General features: G+C 67.9%; 15 protein-coding genes. 7 read left to right on the top strand and 8 right to left on the bottom strand.

Annotation, left to right across the window (positions count from 1 at the left end; genetic code table 11):
- Nucleotides 1-16 precede the first annotated feature (16 nt).
- Together nucS and VG502_RS15725 are read left to right on the top strand one after the other, a co-directional pair.
- Nucleotides 17-712, top strand: a complete 696-nt coding sequence (nucS, locus tag VG502_RS15730) for an endonuclease NucS (RefSeq protein WP_325551018.1) — start codon at nucleotides 17-19, stop codon at nucleotides 710-712.
- A 13-nt stretch (nucleotides 713-725) separates the two neighbouring features.
- The gene (locus VG502_RS15725) at nucleotides 726-2,267 is read left to right on the top strand and encodes a gamma-glutamyltransferase (protein ID WP_325551017.1); all 1,542 of its coding nucleotides are present in this window, start codon (nucleotides 726-728) and stop codon (nucleotides 2,265-2,267) included.
- Nucleotides 2,268-2,287: 20 nt separating this feature from the next.
- Here VG502_RS15725 and VG502_RS15720 read toward each other — a convergent pair whose 3' ends face one another.
- A complete protein-coding gene (locus tag VG502_RS15720) occupies nucleotides 2,288-2,644 on the bottom strand; it encodes an STAS domain-containing protein (RefSeq protein WP_325551016.1) in 357 nt (118 codons plus the stop codon).
- A 227-nt stretch (nucleotides 2,645-2,871) separates the two neighbouring features.
- On the opposite strand from VG502_RS15720, the gene VG502_RS15715 reads away from it, so the two are divergent.
- Both VG502_RS15715 and VG502_RS15710 read left to right on the top strand, forming a co-directional pair.
- The gene (locus tag VG502_RS15715) at nucleotides 2,872-3,495 is read left to right on the top strand and encodes a cob(I)yrinic acid a,c-diamide adenosyltransferase (RefSeq protein ID WP_325551015.1); all 624 of its coding nucleotides are present in this window, start codon (nucleotides 2,872-2,874) and stop codon (nucleotides 3,493-3,495) included.
- Nucleotides 3,496-3,632: 137 nt separating this feature from the next.
- On the top strand, nucleotides 3,633-4,610 hold the full coding sequence (locus VG502_RS15710) for a hypothetical protein (protein ID WP_325551014.1): 978 nt from the start codon (nucleotides 3,633-3,635) through the stop codon (nucleotides 4,608-4,610).
- A 56-nt stretch (nucleotides 4,611-4,666) separates the two neighbouring features.
- On the opposite strand, the gene VG502_RS15705 is transcribed toward VG502_RS15710, so the two are convergent.
- Together VG502_RS15705 and VG502_RS15700 are read right to left on the bottom strand one after the other, a co-directional pair.
- The gene (locus VG502_RS15705) at nucleotides 4,667-5,095 is read right to left on the bottom strand and encodes a DUF2550 family protein (protein WP_325551013.1); all 429 of its coding nucleotides are present in this window, start codon (nucleotides 5,093-5,095) and stop codon (nucleotides 4,667-4,669) included.
- Between the two features lie 10 nt (nucleotides 5,096-5,105).
- Nucleotides 5,106-5,375: a F0F1 ATP synthase subunit epsilon gene (locus tag VG502_RS15700; protein ID WP_325551012.1), complete on the bottom strand. Its 270-nt coding sequence runs from the start codon at nucleotides 5,373-5,375 to the stop codon at nucleotides 5,106-5,108.
- A 173-nt stretch (nucleotides 5,376-5,548) separates the two neighbouring features.
- On the opposite strand from VG502_RS15700, the gene VG502_RS15695 reads away from it, so the two are divergent.
- A complete protein-coding gene (locus VG502_RS15695; RefSeq protein WP_325551011.1) occupies nucleotides 5,549-6,295 on the top strand; it encodes a TerC family protein in 747 nt (248 codons plus the stop codon).
- A gap of 2 nt (nucleotides 6,296-6,297) precedes the next feature.
- On the opposite strand, the gene asnB is transcribed toward VG502_RS15695, so the two are convergent.
- Complete coding sequence (gene asnB / locus VG502_RS15690) at nucleotides 6,298-8,955, bottom strand: asparagine synthase (glutamine-hydrolyzing) (protein ID WP_325551010.1); 2,658 nt, start codon at nucleotides 8,953-8,955, stop codon at nucleotides 6,298-6,300.
- Nucleotides 8,956-9,113: 158 nt separating this feature from the next.
- On the bottom strand, nucleotides 9,114-10,838 hold the full coding sequence (poxB, locus tag VG502_RS15685; protein WP_325551009.1) for a ubiquinone-dependent pyruvate dehydrogenase: 1,725 nt from the start codon (nucleotides 10,836-10,838) through the stop codon (nucleotides 9,114-9,116).
- Between the two features lie 237 nt (nucleotides 10,839-11,075).
- Between poxB and VG502_RS15680 the strand changes: the two genes are divergently transcribed.
- Both VG502_RS15680 and VG502_RS15675 read left to right on the top strand, forming a co-directional pair.
- Nucleotides 11,076-13,322, top strand: a complete 2,247-nt coding sequence (locus VG502_RS15680) for an acyltransferase family protein (RefSeq protein WP_325551008.1) — start codon at nucleotides 11,076-11,078, stop codon at nucleotides 13,320-13,322.
- A 40-nt stretch (nucleotides 13,323-13,362) separates the two neighbouring features.
- Nucleotides 13,363-14,208 (top strand): hypothetical protein, encoded by an 846-nt coding sequence (locus VG502_RS15675; RefSeq protein ID WP_325551007.1) that lies wholly within the window; start codon nucleotides 13,363-13,365, stop codon nucleotides 14,206-14,208.
- Nucleotides 14,209-14,211: 3 nt separating this feature from the next.
- Here VG502_RS15675 and VG502_RS15670 read toward each other — a convergent pair whose 3' ends face one another.
- The 3 genes from VG502_RS15670 to atpD form a co-directional block, all read right to left on the bottom strand.
- On the bottom strand, nucleotides 14,212-14,880 hold the full coding sequence (locus tag VG502_RS15670) for a YdeI/OmpD-associated family protein (protein WP_325551006.1): 669 nt from the start codon (nucleotides 14,878-14,880) through the stop codon (nucleotides 14,212-14,214).
- A gap of 46 nt (nucleotides 14,881-14,926) precedes the next feature.
- Complete coding sequence (locus tag VG502_RS15665) at nucleotides 14,927-16,273, bottom strand: uracil-xanthine permease family protein (RefSeq protein ID WP_325551005.1); 1,347 nt, start codon at nucleotides 16,271-16,273, stop codon at nucleotides 14,927-14,929.
- A gap of 200 nt (nucleotides 16,274-16,473) precedes the next feature.
- Nucleotides 16,474-17,883, bottom strand: coding sequence for a F0F1 ATP synthase subunit beta (gene atpD, locus VG502_RS15660; protein WP_325551143.1), 1,410 nt, complete (start codon nucleotides 17,881-17,883; stop codon nucleotides 16,474-16,476).
- Nucleotides 17,884-17,890: the final 7 nt, after the last annotated feature.

Raw genomic sequence — 17,890 nt, 5'->3', positions numbered from 1 at the left:
ACTACGCTGGGTCGCCGTGCGCGTTGTGATTGCCCGGTGCAGTGTCGACTACGTCGGCCGACTGACCGCCCACCTGCCCCTGGCCACCCGGCTGCTGATGGTCAAGGCCGACGGATCGGTGCTCATCCACAGCGACGGCGGCTCCTACAAGCCGCTGAACTGGATGTCGCCGCCCTGCTCGATGGCCCAGATCGACCCGACCGAGGACGAGGCCGAGGAGGGTGTCGAACTCGTCTGGTCGGTGCAGCACGCGAAGTCCGAAGACCGACTGCACGTGCGCATCCACGAGCTGCTGCACGACTCCAGCCACGACCTGGGCGTCGATCCGGGGCTGATCAAGGACGGTGTCGAGGCGCAGCTGCAGGCACTGCTAGCCGAGAACATCACCACCCTCGGTGACGGCTTCACGCTGATCCGCCGCGAATACATGACGGCGATCGGACCGGTCGACATCATGTGCCGCAACGCGGACGGCGCGACCGTCGCCGTCGAGCTGAAGCGACGCGGCGACATCGACGGTGTCGAGCAGCTGACCCGCTATCTCGAGCTGCTCAACCGGGACCCCCATCTCGCTCCGGTGAGCGGTGTCTTCGCCGCGCAGCAGATCAAACCACAGGCGCGGGTCCTTGCCGAGGACCGCGGAATCCGTTGTGTCACCTTGGATTACGAGGCTCTCAAGGGCATGGACGACGCTGACTCGCGGCTCTTCTGAGGAGATGGCGGCGATGACGAGAGCTCCGCACCCGTCGGGTATGACGCGCGCCGCCATCGCCGCACCCAACGCGCTCGCCGCGCAGGCGGGGATCGACGTCGTCGCACTCGGCGGCACCGCGGTCGACGCAGCGGTTGCCGCACTCGCCGTCACCTATGTGACCGAACCGGGCATCGTCAGCGCGCTGGGCGGTGCCTTCGTCAACGTCTGGCCTGCCGGCGGGGAGCCCCAGGTCATCGACGGCAACAGCGAGATGCCTGGCCGGTCCGCCGATCGCGAGCGTTTCGGCTCGGGGCTGCGCGCCATACATCTGGATTATGGGGGTGGCATCACCATCAATGCCGGCCCCGGATCCGCAGCCACACCAGGGTCTTTCGCGGCATACGAGCTGGCGCACGAGATGTTCGGGCGCGCGAGCTGGGCCGACATCCTGGCGCCGGCCATCGCTGCGGCCCGCGAGGGTTTCGTGCTCGGACCGGCCGCCGGTCACTACCTGCAACTCACCGGCCGGCAGCTGTGGTCCTTCGACGAGGAGACCAGGGCACAGCATTTCGACGGTGACGAGCCCGCCGGTCCCGGCACCCGGATGGTCAACCCCGACCTCGCGAACACCTTCGAAGTCCTTGCGCAACAAGGAGTTTCGGAGCTCTACACCGGGTCGCTCGGTGCCGCTATCGCCGACCATGTGACCCAGACGGGTGGGCTGCTGGGCAGGGACGACCTTGCGGCATACCAAGCGGTGTGCCGGCCGGCGTCGCGCGCCACGGTGGGCGACTGGGACGTCGCGCTCAACCCGCCACCCTCGATCGGCGGCCCGGTCCTCACGGCGATGCTGCGACTGGTCGCTGAGCGTGGACTGGACCCGGCAACCCTGATCGAGATCCAGTCGACGGTCCTCGGCTATCGCGCCGAGCACCTGGACCGTGCGACCGATCTGCGCGTCGCGGGTGCGGAGTTGCTGCTCGCCCTGGAGACCACCGGTTTGGAGTCGCTGCCCACCAGCAAGGACACCGCGCACGTCTCCGTGGTCGACAGCGACGGAAACGCTTGCGCCATCACGACGTCCGCGGGCTACTCGTCGGGCGTGACAGTCCCCGGCACGGGACTGGTGCTCAACAACTGTCTGGGTGAGCCGGAGCTGAACCGGCTCGGGCTGCACGCGCTGCCGCCCGGCACCCGCCTCGCGTCCAACATGTCGCCGGTGACCGCACGCAGCGACAGCGGCGTGACGCTGGCGATCGGTACTCCCGGCGCGGACCGCATCACCACCGCCCTCGCCCAGGTGATCGGCCGCCACGGACTGGGTGGTGAGGACCTGCAGGCGTCGATCGACGCACCACGCATCCATGTCGAGCTCGCTGCGGAAGGACCGCGGGTGCACTACGAACCGGACGACGGGGCGGCCGCCGTCATCGAGGCGCTCGGCGGCAGCGCAGTGCCGCACGAGCCGCTGGACATGTATTTCGGTGGCGTGGGCGCGGCATACGGCACGGATGCCGGAGAACTCGGTGCGGCCGGCGATCCACGACGGGCGGCAGCCACAGCGGTCAGCTGACCGTTTGCCGGCAGAAGCGCTCAGGCAGGCAGGATGACCGGCTGTGGCAGTCGCTGCACGGACAACGGGATCACCCGGTGCAGGCCGGTCGCCCGCATCAGGCGCTCCAAGCGCATCGATGCGTCAGCGAGCACCAGCCGCCGACTGGCACGCTGTGCGCGGTGATGGGCGCCCACGATGACTCCCAAGCCGGTCGCATCACCGATCTCCGCCTCGCCCAGGTGCACGATCAGGTCGCCGATGCCGGCGTCGATCGCCTGACCGAGCGCCACACGCACGTCGGCCACCGTGTGCACATTGAGTTCGCCGGTGACCGACAGCTCCGCTCCCAGGCGTAGCACGTCGATCCTTGCCTTGTCGTTCCCGAACCGCGTCATCGTTCCGCCACCTTCCCCGGCAGGGTGTCTGAACGTCCTCGCGAGCAGCACGCAGTTTGCCGCTCACGCAAGTATTGACGCACGAGAAGACGAATTCGTTGCCGAGGCGGAGGTCACGTTTTCGTAAATGGAGTAAAGATCCGTCCAACTCGGCCGCGCAGCCGGCTCCTGAGCGATACGGCATGGCGGCGGCTCGCAGCCGATGTCGGCAGCGCAGAATGGGCCCTATGGTCATTCTCAGCCGCATCTACACCCGCACCGGCGATGCCGGCACCACTGCGCTCGGCGACTTCAGCCGGACCAGTAAGAACGACCCGCGATTGACGGCGTATGCCGAGACCGACGAGACGAACAGCGTGATCGGCTTGGCCGTTGCGGCCGGCGAGCTGCGCTCGGATCTGGTCACGATGCTGCACCGGATCCAGAACGAACTCTTCGACGTCGGCGCCGACCTGTGCACCCCGCTGGTGGCCGAGCCGGAGTTTCCGCCGCTGCGCGTCAAGCAGCCGTGGATCGACGATCTGGAGACCGACTGCGACCGGCTCGGCGACGAGGTCGAGACGCTGCGCTCGTTCATCCTGCCCGGCGGCTGCGTTGGCTCCGCGCACCTGCACGTCGCACGTACGGTGGCCCGCCGCGCCGAGCGCGCCGCCTGGCTCGCCCTCGAGACGTATGGCGCCGCCGAGGCACCGGCCGGCAGCGAGAAGGGCACGGGCGGGGTCAATCCGCTCACCGCGCAATACCTCAACCGGCTCTCCGACCTGCTCTTCCTGGCGGCGCGGGTTGCCAACCTGCCCGGTGGCGACGTGCTGTGGCAGCCCGGCGGCGGGCGCGAGGAGCAGCAGAAATAGCCCGCCATACTCCCGAGCCGCACACTTGACGCCGAGTCGCACAGCTGTAGCTGTGCGACTCGGCGTCAAGTGTGCGAGTCGATACGGGCGCCTGTGGATGACCGCCACGAGCTCCGTCCATCCGTCACGATCGGTCCATGCACGATGCCTCGGGGCGCTTGCGGGCGCAGGAGATTCTGAGCTCCGCGGAGCTCGCTCGACGCGGCGTCCTCCCATGGGAAGAGACGCGCCGCGCCGAGTCGCGACTCGCGCGCGTCCGCCGCGGCGGGTATGTCGTTGCGGAGCGATGGTCCGAGCTCGACGACGAGAACCGCTACCGCGGCCTGGTCCTGAGCACCTTCGACTCCATGCTGACCGATCCGCGCCCGATGGCTTGCCTCCACTCCGCGGCAGTGTTGCAGGGCTTGCCGGTGCTGGGCCGATGGCCACAGCACGTCGATGTCCTGGTGGGGTCCGGGATCGGACACACCGGCCTGATCCGGCGGCACCAGTCCGCTCACCCGCCGGTGCCGGAGCACTGTGACGGCATCCCGGTCACGCCCGTGCCACGGACCGTCGTGGACCTGGCCCGGATGGGCGCGCTCGCCCACGGGCTGGTGACCGCCGACGCCGCACTGCATGCCGGCAAATGTTCGCTGGCGGAACTGGACAACGAGATCGCGCGTCTTCCGCCGGGCGCGCGCGGCAGACGGCGCGCAGCGCTCGCCATACATCTCGCAGACGGACGATCGGAGTCGCCCGGCGAGTCGCTGAGCCGTGCGCGCATGTACGAGTTCGGCCTGCCGCAGCCCGATCTGCAAGTGGAGCTCGTCGACGAGGCAGGGGTGTTCGGCTACGCGGATTTCGGCTGGCGGGGGCTGATCGGCGAGTTCGACGGCAAGGTCAAATACGTCTCGCAGGAGGTGCTCTGGAAGGAGAAGCTGCGGGAGGATCGGATTCGCCGCACCGGGCCGCGGGTCGAACGGTGGGTATGGCGCGAGGCGTGGCAGGCAGAACCGCTGCGACAGATCCTGTCCGCCGCAGGGCTTCGGCCCGACGCGGGAGGCGTATGGCGTCGATGGGATCCCGCGCGACAGCCCGTCCGCCGGTGGCCACCCGTCGAACCGCACACATAACGCTGAGTCGCACAGCTGTAGCTGTGCGACTCGGAGTTACCTGTGCGACTCGGGAATTACGCGACGTTGGCGTTGAGGCCCGGTGGTGCCGACTCGGACCAGGACCGCAATGCCGTGTAGTCACCCGGCGCGATCGCGATCAGGAATCTCTCCCCGTTGACCGCGCACTCGACCTGCACCGGGTCGAGGATCGCGATCGGCTTGTTACGGGTGAGCGGGTGGGGCGCACCGAGGTCGAGATCACCGCGGCGCCATACCGAGCGAGGACGGACGCCGGCACCGATCACGGCGTACAGCTGGACGCTGTCGGTGCTGAAGCGGGTCATGGCGAGCTTCCAGCCCTCACCGCGCTGCACCGCGACCATGGCCAGCGGTTCACCCCTGGCGATCAGCCGGCGCCGCACGACCAGGGCGACGAGCGCCAGCACGCACAGCAGTAGAAGACACGCGAGACCGACTGCCGCCCAGTCGATCGTCGCGATCATTCGTGCTCCTTCAGGCCCCGAGGCCGGCCGCGTCGACGCGCTCGGCGACGAGCGTCACCTTGTCGTTGTCGACCGACATGAAGCCGCCGTTGATGGTCACCGTCTCGCGCTGCCCGTCGACCGGGTCGACCTGGACGTCACCGTTGCCCAGCACCGCAAGCATCGACTCGTGACCGGGCAGAATGCCGATCTCACCCTCGACGGTGCGGGCGGACAGCTGGCGTGCGTCACCCGACCACACGATGCGATCCGGGGCGACGATTTCTACCTGCAGGCTCACGGGGAGTCAGCTCCTTGAGATGTACGGCGAAGAATCCACCGGACAGGACGGGTGGATCCTGTACCCCAGCCTACCGGGCGCCGATGGGTGCTCGGTGCACGATCCCTGGGATCGGCCTCCACATCTCGGAACCGGACGGGACCGAGCGGCGTTGAACCGATCCCATGGCCTTCATGACCAGCCCCGACCTGTGGGTCGCCTTCCTGACCTTGTTCGCCCTCGAGCTCGTGCTCGGCATCGACAACGTGGTCTTCATCTCGATCCTGACCGGCAGGTTGCCAGAGCGGCAGCGTGCCAGGGCACGCACCGTCGGCCTCGCGCTGGCGCTGCTGATGCGCATCGTGCTGCTCGCGGTCGCGTCGTGGATCATCGGCCTGACCGCGACGATCCTCTCGATCGGCGACTCGGCCGCGTTGCAGCTGTCCGGCCGCGATCTGATCCTGCTGCTCGGTGGGCTGTTCCTCGTCTACAAGGCGGTCACCGAGATCCACGAGAAGCTCGAGGGCGCCCGCCACGACGCGGCCGCCGCGGACACGGGCGCCACCTCGACCTTCGCGCGCGTCATCGTGCAGATCCTGCTGCTGGACGCGGTCTTCTCATTGGACTCGGTCATCACGGCGGTCGGCATGGTCGACCAGTTGGCGATCATGATCGCCGCGGTCACCCTGTCGATCGGCCTGATGATGATCTTCGCCGGCCGGATCAGCGCCTTCGTCAACAAGCACCCCACGGTCAAGATGCTGGCGCTCAGCTTCCTGGTGCTGATCGGATCCACCCTGATCGCGGAGAGTTTCGACATACACATCGACAAGCCGGTGATCTACGGCCCGATCGCGTTCGCGATGGCCGTCGAGGCGCTGAACCTCACCTACCGCAAGCGGCAGTCCGAGCGAGCGCCGGCGCAGTCGCCGGCCGAGTGACCTCAGTGCTCGACGACGATCGCCATCGGCGTCTGCTCGCCACCCTGACCGAGCGGATTGTCGGCGAACATCTCCTCGAAGCGTGACCAGTCACCCGGAATGTCGCTGCCGAGGACGTTGCGACCGATGTCGTTGGCGTCCATCACGATCGTCCCGCCGAAGGTGTCCTTGTATGCCGCCGGCACGCGCGCCCGGATCGCGGCCGTAAGCCGGGCGGCGACCTGGTCGGGATCCTTGGGCGCGAGCTTCGCCGAGACGTTCGAGGGGTATGCCGAGTATTCGGTCGGGCCGTCGATCGCGCGGATGTCGCCACCGACCAGGTCGTAGAACTTGCCGCGCTTGCCCAGCAGCTTGCCGGCCGCTCCCCCGGCGCTGGCGTAGAGCACGCGCGGCAGGCCGGCCTCCTGGATGGCCAGCTGCATGGTGAACGGCGAGCCCAGCCCGATGCCCGCCGGTGTGCGGGTGACGTACTTGGACAGCACGCGTGCCGGACGCCCGACATTGATGTCCCAGATAAAGTAGGACCGCCCCTGGGTGATCGCGACGATCTTCTCGGAAATGAAGTAGTACCAACGCTTTCCGGCCATCTGTGCAGCGTGCTCGGAGTCGGCGTCGAGTGTCTCGAAGAACCGGTCGATCTGCGCGAGCACTCGGCTGTCGAGGTCGTCGTCCTTGCTGAAGAGTTCGGTGCGCAGCGGGTAGCGGCGCACCGTCGCGCCGGACGCGGTGACCAGGTCGAGGTCCTTGCCCTCGTTGGCCTCCAGGTCGGTCTTGATGCGGGCCGGACGGTCGTCCTCGGGCTGCTTCTCGTCGAAGAACTCCTGCAACCAGATCTCGACGTTGAGCATCCGCCAGAAGACCATCGAGTCGACGTCATTGGTGCCCTTGATCCAGCCCTCGAAGGCGTGCAGCACCTCGGACTGGTCGAAGTAGGGCCGGTTCGCGAACGACTCGGAGAGGAAGATGTTGTAGAAGTGGTTCTTCAGCCGCATGAACCACTCGCCCTGCGGGGTGGTGAAACCGATCTTGTTGCGCCGGCGGTTGATCATGTCCGGCAGCAGGCCGCGGGTCGCGTCACGCAGCACGCGCTTGTTCCAGCCGCTCTTGATGATCGCCTCGTCGGACAGGCTGAAGATGAACTTCACGACCTCCTTGTCGAGGAACGGCACGCGCCCCTCGAGGGAGAAGCGCATGGTGTTCTTGTCCTCGTAACGCAGCAGCGACGGCAGCGAGCCGACGAACAGGTCCTCGATGAGCCGCTTCTTGAGGTTGCTGCCCTCGACCGAGTAGGTCTCGCCGCTGTGCGCCGACACGAAGTCGTCCGCGAGCAGCTGGGTCATCGGAATTCCCTTGCGGCCCTTGAGTTTTGCCTGCAGCTTGAACCGGCCGAGGCGATAGATCACGTCCAGGCTCTTGGACAGCTCGGCCGCCGCCAGCTTCGCGCCCTGTGCCTTCAGCTGCCGCAGGTAGACGAAGTAGTAGGGGATGTAGCCGGCCATCATCTCGTCGGCGCCCTGGCCGTCGAGCAGGACCGTGACGTGCTCGGTCGCCTCGCGCATCACCTGGTACTGGGCGTAGGGGCCGGAGGAGATCAGAGGCTCCTCCTGGGTCCGGATGAAGTCGCGCATGTCGACCTTGAACTCGTCGGCCGTCGGCTTGATCTTGTGCGCGTCGACGTGCCCGCGGCAGATGTCGAGCACCGCGTCGACATACTTCTCCTCGTCGTTCAGCGAGCCCGGAAAGACCGCGGAGAAGGTGTTCTGCTGAGTGCCGACGGCCTCGGTCGTCGTCTCGTCGCCGGTGTTGAGGAGCTGGTTGATGATGACCGCGACGGCGCTGGAGTCGAGCCCACCGGACAGCGACGTGCCGACCGGGACCTCGGACTGCAGCCGCAACCGGATCGCCTCGATCAGTCGCGCCTTGTAGTCGGCGGCAGCCGCCTCGTCATACGGGCGCTGCTCCTTGGCGAGCTCGGCGAGTTCCTCGCGCAGTCGGGTGTATGGCGCACGCGTGGCGCTGGCCCCCTCGGCGGTCACCTCGATCGTCATCGCCTCGCCGGGCTCCAGCCGCTCGATGCCGTCGAAGAAAGTCTCCCGACCGTCCTCGTGGATGCGGAAACGCAAGTAGCGGAAGAGGGTTCGGTCGTTGACCTTCCGCTCGTAGAGGCCGGACGCGAGGATCGACTTGATCTCCGAGGAGAACAGCAGGGTGTCGCCGACCTGGGCGAGATAGACCGGCTTGATGCCGAAGTGGTCGCGGCTGAGGGTCAGGCGCTGCTCCTGGCCATCCCAGATCGCCAGGCCCCACATGCCGTTGAACCGGTCGAACGCGTCGTTGCCCCACTGCGCGAAGGCGGCGAGGACGACCTCGGTGTCGGAATCCGTGGTGAATTCATGGCCGAGCGCGCGCAACTCCTCGCGCAACGGCAGGTAGTTGTAGACCTCGCCGTTGTAGACGATGGTGTAGCGACCGTCCGCGGTGGTCATCGGCTGCTGGCCGTGCGCCACGTCGATGATGGACAAGCGACGGTGACCGAGTCCGGCCGGGCCGTCGGTGAAGGTCCCCTCGCCGTCGGGCCCGCGGTGCGCCTGGCATTCGTTCATCCGCTGCAGCAGGGCTGCGTTGCCACCTGGGCCGAAGTACCCGACGATTCCACACATGCGGGCCAGCTTATTTGCCGCGACCTGCCTCGGCCTAAACGGACCCGCTCAATCCTGACCGAGAGGAGTACCGAACGACCGAGCGGAGTACGAAAGACAGGCGAATTCGTACTCCTCTCGGTCAGTTGGTGCTTCTCTCGGTCGGGAGGGCGGATCGCCTACAACTCGCGCAGGTTGGTCCGCGCGAGCTCGACGATCTCGCTGCCACGGCCGGACAGCACCGTGCGCGTGGCGTAGAGCGTGAAGCCCTTGACCTGCGCGAGCGTGATCTTCGGCGGCAACGACAGCTCCTGCCGGGCGACGCGCAGGTCGACCAGGGCCGGCCCGTCATACTCCAGCGCCTCCCGAACGGTGTCCTCGACGTCCGAGGTCCGCTCGGCCCGCAGCCCGCGCATGCCGATCGCGTCGGCGATGCCGGCGAAATCGGGGTTGTCCAGGCCGGTGCCGAAGTTGATCAGCCCGGCCTGTTTCATCTCCAGCTCCACGAAGCTGAGCGCGCTGTTGTTGTAGACCATCACCTTCACCGGCAGGTTCAGCTGCTTGAGCGTGATCAGGTCGCCGAGCAGCATGGCCAGCCCGCCGTCGCCCGCGAGCGCGATCACCTGCCGTTTCGGGTATGCCGCCGAGGCGCCGATCGCCTGGGCGAGAGCGTTGGCCATCGAGCCGTGGTTGAAGGAACCGAGCAGCCGCCGCTTGCCGTTCATCTGCAGGTAGCGAGCCGCCCACACGGTCGGTGTGCCGACGTCGCAGGTGAAGACCGCGTCGTCGGTGGCGAGCTTGTTGATCGTCGCGGTCACGAACTGCGGATGCAGTGGCGTTTCGTTCGGCCGGCCCGGCTCGGCCAGCTCGTCGAGCTTGGCCCGCCGCTTGCGATGGTGCCGGACGATCGTGTCGGCGAAACTGCGGTCACTCTTGGATCCGATGCGAGATTGCAGCAATGGCAACGTGTCTCGGACGGTGCCGACGAGCGGGTGCGACACCTGCACGCGGCGTCCGATGCGCTCGCCACGCACGTCGAGCTGCACGACCGGCACGTCGTCGGGCAGGAACGGCCGGTAGGGGAAGTCGGTGCCGGCCATGATCAGCACGTCACAGTGCTCCATCGCGCGGTAGCCGGAGTCGTAGCCGATCAGCCCGGTCAGGCCGACGTTGAGCGGGTTGTCCCACTCCAGCCATTCCTTGCCACGCAGCGAATGCACCACCGGAGCCTTGATGGCCTGCGCGAAGGCGACGAGCTCGTCATGTGCTCCGGCACACCCGGCGCCGGCGAGTATGGCGGGACGCTGCGCCCGACCGATGACCTCGGCCGCGGCTGCCAGCTCCTTGTCGCCCGGCACGACCGCGGACGGGCTGGTGTGCACGGGCAGCACGTCCCTGCCGGACCACTCCGCCATGAAGATCTCGCCCGGGACGACGATGACCGCCACCCCGCGACGGGTGATCGCGGCCTGCAGCGCCTGCTGGAAGACCACCGGGAACTGCTCCGCGCACGACACGAGCTCTGTGTAGACACTGCACTCGTTGAAGATCTGCGTCGGGTGCGTCTCCTGGAAATAGCCGCTGCCGATCTCCTCCCGCGGGATCTGCGCGGCGATCGCCAGCACCGGGGCGTGGCTGCGCCCTGCGTCATACAGGCCATTGATGAGGTGGACGTTGCCGGGCCCACAGCTGCCGACGCAGACGGCGAGCTCTCCGGTCAGCTGTGCCTCGGCACCCGCCGCGAACGCACCGACCTCTTCGTTGCGCACGTGCGCCCACTGCAGGTCACCGTCGCGCCGCAGCGCCTCGGTCAATCCGTTGAGGGAGTCGCCGGGCACGCCATACAGCCGGCGGACGCCGCTTGCCTTGAGGGTTCGGATGATCGAGTCAGCAATCGTCGCCATGAAGCACATTGTGTCGTGCGGCACCGGTCCGGCAAGGATTTCCACGCGACTTCCCACGCTCACAGATCGATCGCGCCGGTCCCCCCGATTGCACCGGCCGATGCGGCATCATCGGTGGCGGCTGCAAGACGCCCGCTCACTCACGGTTGGCTTTCCACCCGGATGTTATGAAATCGTGATTATGGGCCCATTGACACGGGTAGTGGAATGTCGTCGATCTGAGCAAAGGGTGACCGGGTGGCCGCAGTGCTCCCAACAGCCAAGGACGTCCCGGACCAGCAGCCTGGTCCGGCGCACCGCTCGCGCAGTGCCGCACGATCCGCGCGGCACGCGCACAGTCACGCGCACAGCGCCGGCCATGGCCAGCGTCCGGACATCCAGGGCATGCGCGCGATCGCCGTGCTCCTGGTGGTCGCCAGTCACGCCGAGATCAAGCACATCCTCGGCGGCGGTTACATCGGGGTCGACGTCTTCTTCGTGGTCTCCGGCTTCCTGATCACCGGACTCCTCGCCCGCGAGGTCCGCTCGACCGGACGTGTGTCGTTCTCGACGTTCTACGCCAAGCGCGCTCGTCGCATCCTGCCGGCGGCCTCCCTCACCCTGTTGCTGACGCTCCTCGTGTCGACGCTCGTCTACACCGATGGTGACCTCAGCAAGGTGGCGACCGACGTCAAGTGGGCGGCGTTCTTCGCCGCGAACCTGCACTTCGCACAGGGTGGCACCGACTACTTCGCGGCCGCGACCTTCGAGACGCCGGTCCAGCACTTCTGGTCACTGGCCGTCGAGGAGCAGTTCTACCTGCTGTGGCCGCTGCTCATCGCGCTGATGCTGCTGCCCGGCCGGCGACGCCTTCGCGGCAGCGGCCCGCGCGCCACCCGCAGCCGCATCGCTCTCGGCCGGGTGCAGGCGCTGCGCCGCGCGGCGGTGCTGATCGGACTGCTCAGCCTGCTCTCCCTGGCGTGGTCGATCCACGACACGAATGTCTCGCCGCACTCGGCATACTTCTCGACCTTCACCCGGGGCTGGGAACTCGGGCTCGGCTCGCTGCTCGCGCTCACCGCCGACCGGATCGGTCGCCTGCCGGACGTGCTCAAGGCGACGATGTCCTGGGTCGGCCTGGCCGCCGTGCTGTTCGCCGCGGTCGTCTACACACCCGCGACCCCCTTCCCCGGATCCGCTGCGTTGGTGCCGGTCCTCGGCGCTGTGCTGATCATTGCCGGCGGCGTCGACGGCCCGCGCTACGGCGCGACGATGGTGCTCGGGCTGCGACCGATGCGGTTCATCGGCGACATCTCCTACTCGGTCTACCTGGTGCACTGGCCGGTGCTGATCCTCGCCAATGCGTATGCCGGGGACCACCTGCGCATCCGGTACAAGCTGCTGCTCATCGTGATGGCCATCGCGCTGGCCTGGTTGAGCTACCGCTGGGTGGAGACGCCCTTCCGGCGCACCAAGCGCCGCGGCCTGCACGCGACGGTGCGTTCACTGGCGCTGTGGCCGGCCGCTCTCGCGATGGTGCTCGCGCCGGCCGCGGTCATCTACCAGTCCACGATGGCGCAGTCCTCGACGACGGCGGCCGCGGCGCAGAAGGTCGCCCAGAAGGAGGCCAAGAAACCGTCCGCCGTGTCGTCGCTGCGCGCCGAAGTGGCCAAGGCCAGCGACAAGGCCCGGGCCGGTGACGCGCTGCCGGCCAAGCTGGTCCCGAGCCTGGTGCACCTGCCGGACGACAAGACCGAACCCTCGGACGCCTGCTGGGCGGGTACCCGGGACAAGACATCACACAAACTCTGTCCGTCCGGCGACACCAAGGCGACGACAACCGTTGTCATCTATGGCGATTCGCATGCCGCACAGTGGCTGAAGCCGCTGAGCGCGATGGCGAAGCAGCACCACATCAAGCTGATCCCGCTGACCAAGGCCGGCTGCATGCCGGCGGATGTCCATCTGCGCTACAAGGGCATCGCCTACGACCAGTGCGACACCTACCGCACGTGGGCCATGCAGCAGATCAAACAGATCAAGCCGAAGCTCGTCATTCTCAGCGGCCTGCTGGACACCCCGATCCTCGACCCCGACACGGGCAAGGAGATGCCCGGCGCCAAGGGCACCAAGCTCTTCAAGGACGGCGCGGCACGCACCCTCGAGAAGTTGCACAGCCTCACTGACGAGGTCGACATCATCTCCGACCAGTCGCGACTGCCCAAGGACGCCGGCACCTGTCTCGGCTCACGCACGGCGAATCTGAGCACCTGCGCCGAAAGCCCCGACAAGGTGACGGTCGCGCGCGATGCGGTATGGAAGAGTACCGCCGCCAAGCACGGCGCCGACTACATCAACATGCAGCCGTGGGAGTGCCACGACGACGTCTGCCCGATCGTCGTGGACGGCACGATCGTCTATCGGGACGACCATCACCTCACCACGACGTATGCCGAGCGGCTGCGGCCGGTGCTCGCCGAGAAGATCGACTTCACCGCGCTGTGACCTGACCGGCACGCGCAGGCTGACGTGACACCATCACGGCATGCTGGCGTTGCTGGGTGCGGTCCTCGCGGCCATCGCGTATGGCGCGGCGACCGTGCTGCAGGCCATCGGCGTCCAGCGGATCGCGGCGGCACCGGCGGGCGCGTCCTGGCTCGAGCGTGGCCGCGCCGGCTGGTTGTATGCCGTCGGCCTCGCACTGGATGCGGGAGGGTTCCTGGCCAGCCTGGCCGCACTGCAGTCGCTACCGCTCTTCCTCGTCGAGTCGATGCTCGCCTCCTCGGTCGGAGTGACCGCAGTGCTGGCAGTCGTGCTGCTCGGGGTGCGGCTGTCCCGGCGCGAGGTCGCGGTACTGGTCATGGTCGGCATCGGACTGGTGCTGCTGGCCGTCAGCGCTCACGAAGGGAACGCGCGACTGGTCGGCACAGCCGGGAGCTGGCTGCTGCTCGGTGGCGCCGGGCTGGTCACGGCCGTCTTCATCGCCGGCCTGCTCGACGCCGATCGCGGGCGGTCCTCGCTGGTGCTGGCCAGCGCGAGCGGCCTCGGCTTCGGCTTGACCGGGATCGTCGCGCGGGTGCTGGACACGTCGAACCCGTTGTGGCACACGGTGTTCCAGCCGCAGCTGTGGGCACTGATCGTTGCCGGCGCGGTCGCGCTGGTGGCCTACGGCTTCGCCCTGGATCGCGGTCGGACCACGAGCGTCGCCGCGATCACGTTCGCGACGGAGACCGTCATACCGGCCGCCATCGGGCTGGCTTTCCTGGGCGACGGCGTCCGGTCCGGCTTCGTGATCGTCGCGGTGCTCGGCTTCGTGGCGACCCTCGGCGGCTGTGTCGCACTCGCCGGCCACGCCGAGGTGGAGCCCCGCCGCGCCGAGATCGAGCACTGACGATCAGCCGGCGTCCCGGGCGGCCGCGGCCGCTCGCTCGACCCAGCGCGGCACCGCGCCGTACCGCTGGCTGGGGATGAGTCGGCCGGCTGCACTGTCCTCGATGAGCTGCGTCATCCGCCGGTCCCGGCTCGACTGCTGTTTCGCGGTGATGACCCAGTTGACGCAGATCCGGCGGTAGGTCGGTGTCGCGGCCTCGAAGAAGGCGGTCGCGGCCGGTGACCCCGCAAGCTGCGCGGCGTAGTCCGCCGGCAGCTCCAGCGGGCCCTCCTGCTCGTGCGTGTATGGCGCTGCCTCGCGACGACGCGCCTCCCAGATCGCCAGGCCGGCGGGTTGCATCCGGCCGTCGGCGCGCAACTTGTCGACCAGCTCGAGATTGACCTTGCTCCAATGGCTGGTGCGCTTGCGCGGAGTCCAGCGCTGCCGCACGAAGTCGTCGTCGATCCGCTGCGCCACGGAGTCGATCCACCCCCAGCAGAGCGCCTCGGGCACCGCCTCGGCCCAGGTCAGGCCACGGTCGGTCACGTGCTTCTTGGCCAGACCCACCCACAACTCGGTCTCGGTGTCGTGATGGATCGCCAGCCAGGCACCGAACTCGGCGGCATCGGTGAAGAAGCGCGCCGGTCGCTCCGGGGTGCCGCCCATGCGTCCCGGAGACAGGTCTTTCGTCATACGCCACAGCCTGCCATCGGGCGGTGACAAGGTCAGTGCTCCGCGCTCACTTCACCAGGTCGACGCTCGGCATCGTCGTCGACCCATCGGCCCCGTCCAGCTGGACCATCGGAGCCGGGGTGGTCGGGTCGGGCAGCACGCGACTGAACCGGTTGATCGCGCGCATCACGTGGTAGGCCAGCAACACCGCCATGGTGCCCAGCGCGATGCCCGCAAGCTGCACGTCGCCGATCGTCCAGGTGAAGTCCGCGATACCGATGATCAGCCCGATCGCTGCGGGCGTCAGGTTGATGGCGTTGCTGAAGTCGATGCGCGCCTCGATCCAGATCCGAGCCCCGAGCAGCCCGATCATGCCGTAGAGCACGACGCCGGCTCCCCCGAGCACACCGACCGGGATGGTCGCGATGGCTTCACCGAACTTCGGGCAGAAGCTCAGCACCAGGGCACCGAACGCCGCGAACCAGTACGCCGCCGTCGAGTAGACCTTGGTCGCCGCCATCACCCCGATGTTCTCGGCGTATGTCGTCGTGCCCGACCCGCCGCCGACACCAGCGAGCGCGGTGGAGATGCCGTCGGCGAACAGCGCCCGGCCCTGCACGCCGTCCAGGTCGCGTGCGGTCATCTGGGCGACCGATTTCACGTGGCCGATGTTCTCGGCGACGAGCACGAGCACCACCGGCACGAAGAGCGCGATGACGCCGGCGTCGAAGTGCGGGCTGTGGAAGGTGGGCAACCCGACCCAGTCGGCCTTGCCCACCGCATCGAAGTCGACCTCGCCGCGCACACAGGCCGTCACATAGCCGGCGGCGACACCACCGAGGATCGCGAGCCGGCCCAGGATGCCCCTGCCGAGGACGGTCACCAGGCAGATGAGAGCGACGGTCACGGTCGCGGTGACCGGTGCCTTCACGTAGTTGTCCTTGGCGGCTCCCGCCAGGTTGAGGCCGATCAGTGCGACGATCGCGCCGGTCACCAACGGCGGCAGCAGCGCGCGGATCCACCCAGCTCCGGCGACCTGCACGATGAGGCCGATCACAGCGAGCGCGACACCCGCCAGCACGATGCCGCCGAGTGCTCCCGCCATACCGTGATCGGCCTTGGCGGCCGCGATGGGTGCGATGAACGCGAACGAGGAGCCGAGGTAGCTCGGCACCCGGCCGGCGGTCAGCAACAGGAAGATCAGCGTCCCGATGCCGGAGAAGAAGAGCGTCGTCGACGGCGGAAAGCCGGTCAGCAGCGGCACCAGGAAGGTCGCTCCGAACATCGCCACGATGTGCTGCAGCCCGATGCCCGCGGTGCGCGGCCAGGTCAGCCGCTCGTCGGGGGCGACCACCTCCCCCGCCGGAACCGATTTGCCGTCACCGTGCAGGGTCCACGTGGGAAGCAGATTCACAGGAGTTGATCCTATGTCGCCCAGCGCACGTCCCGACATACCGACCGTCGGCACTTCGGGACCAGTTCGCCGCCCAGGCGCGTCCCGACATACCGACCGTCGGCACTTCGGGACCGGGTGGACTGCCCGAACACGCGAAAACCCCCGAACCACAACGTGATTCGGGGGTTTCGCTACTGCCGTGTATGCCGGAAGGAGACTCAGTCTTCCTTCGCCAGCTCGGCGGCACGCTTCTCGACGTCGTCGAGGCCACCGCACATGAAGAAGGCCTGCTCCGGCGTCTGGTCGTAGTCGCCGTCGGCGATCTTGTTGAACGCCTCGATCGTGTCGGCGAGCGGCACGGTCGAACCCTCGATGCCGGTGAACTGCTTGGCAACGTAGGTGTTCTGCGACAGGAAGCGCTCGATGCGACGGGCGCGGTTGACGAGGATCTTGTCCTCTTCGGAGAGCTCGTCGATACCGAGGATCGCGATGATGTCCTGCAGTTCCTTGTTGCGCTGCAGGATCTGCTTCACGCGGACCGCGGTGTCGTAGTGCTCCTGGGTGACATAGCGCGGGTCGAGGATGCGCGAGGTCGAGGTCAACGGGTCCACCGCCGGGTAAATACCCTTCGAGGCGATGTCACGCGAGAGCTCGGTCGTGGCGTCCAGGTGCGCGAACGTCGTGGCCGGGGCCGGGTCGGTGTAGTCGTCCGCCGGCACGTAGATCGCCTGCATCGAGGTGATCGACTTGCCCTTGGTCGAAGTGATCCGCTCCTGCAGCTCACCCATCTCGTCGGCCAGGGTCGGCTGGTAACCCACCGCGCTCGGCATACGACCGAGCAGCGTGGAGACCTCGGAACCGGCCTGGGTGAACCGGAAGATGTTGTCGATGAACAGCAGGACGTCCTGCTCCTTGACGTCGCGGAAGTACTCCGCCATCGTCAGCGCGGAGAGCGCCACCCGCAGCCGGGTGCCCGGCGGCTCGTCCATCTGGCCGAAGACCAGAGCTGTCTGGCCGAGGACGCCGGCCTCCTCCATCTCGGTGATCAGGTCGTTGCCCTCGCGGGTGCGCTCGCCGACGCCGGCGAACACCGACACGCCACCGAACTCCTGGGCGACGCGGCGGATCATCTCCTGGATCAGCACGGTCTTGCCGACGCCGGCACCGCCGAACAGGCCGATCTTGCCGCCGGCCACGTACGGGGTGAGCAGGTCGATGACCTTGATGCCGGTCTCCAGCAGCTCGGTCTTGCCCTCGAGCTGGTCGAACGCCGGCGCCGGCCGGTGGATCGGCCAGGTTTCGCCGGCCACGAAGTCGGGGTCGTCCAGGCACCGGCCGAGCGCGTTGAACACGTGCCCCTTGACCTGGTCGCCGACCGGCACCTCGATCGGGTGGCCGGTGTCGGTGGCGGTGGCGCCTCGGATGAGCCCGTCGGTGGGCTGCATCGAGATCGTCCGCACCGTGTTGTCGCCGATGTGCTGGGCGACCTCCAGCGTCAGCTCCTTGTTCAGCGGGTTGTCCTCGCCGAGGTCGACGTCGACGTGCAGGGCGTTGTTCAACTCCGGGATCTCGTCCCGGCCGACCTCGACGTCCACGACCGGGCCGGTGACCCGCACGACCCGGCCGATGCCGGTG

Source organism: Flexivirga sp. (assembly GCF_035551235.1).
In the GTDB taxonomy this organism is placed as follows: Bacteria; Actinomycetota; Actinomycetes; order Actinomycetales; family Dermatophilaceae; genus Flexivirga.
This window is presented reverse-complemented; position numbering and strand designations above follow the sequence as displayed.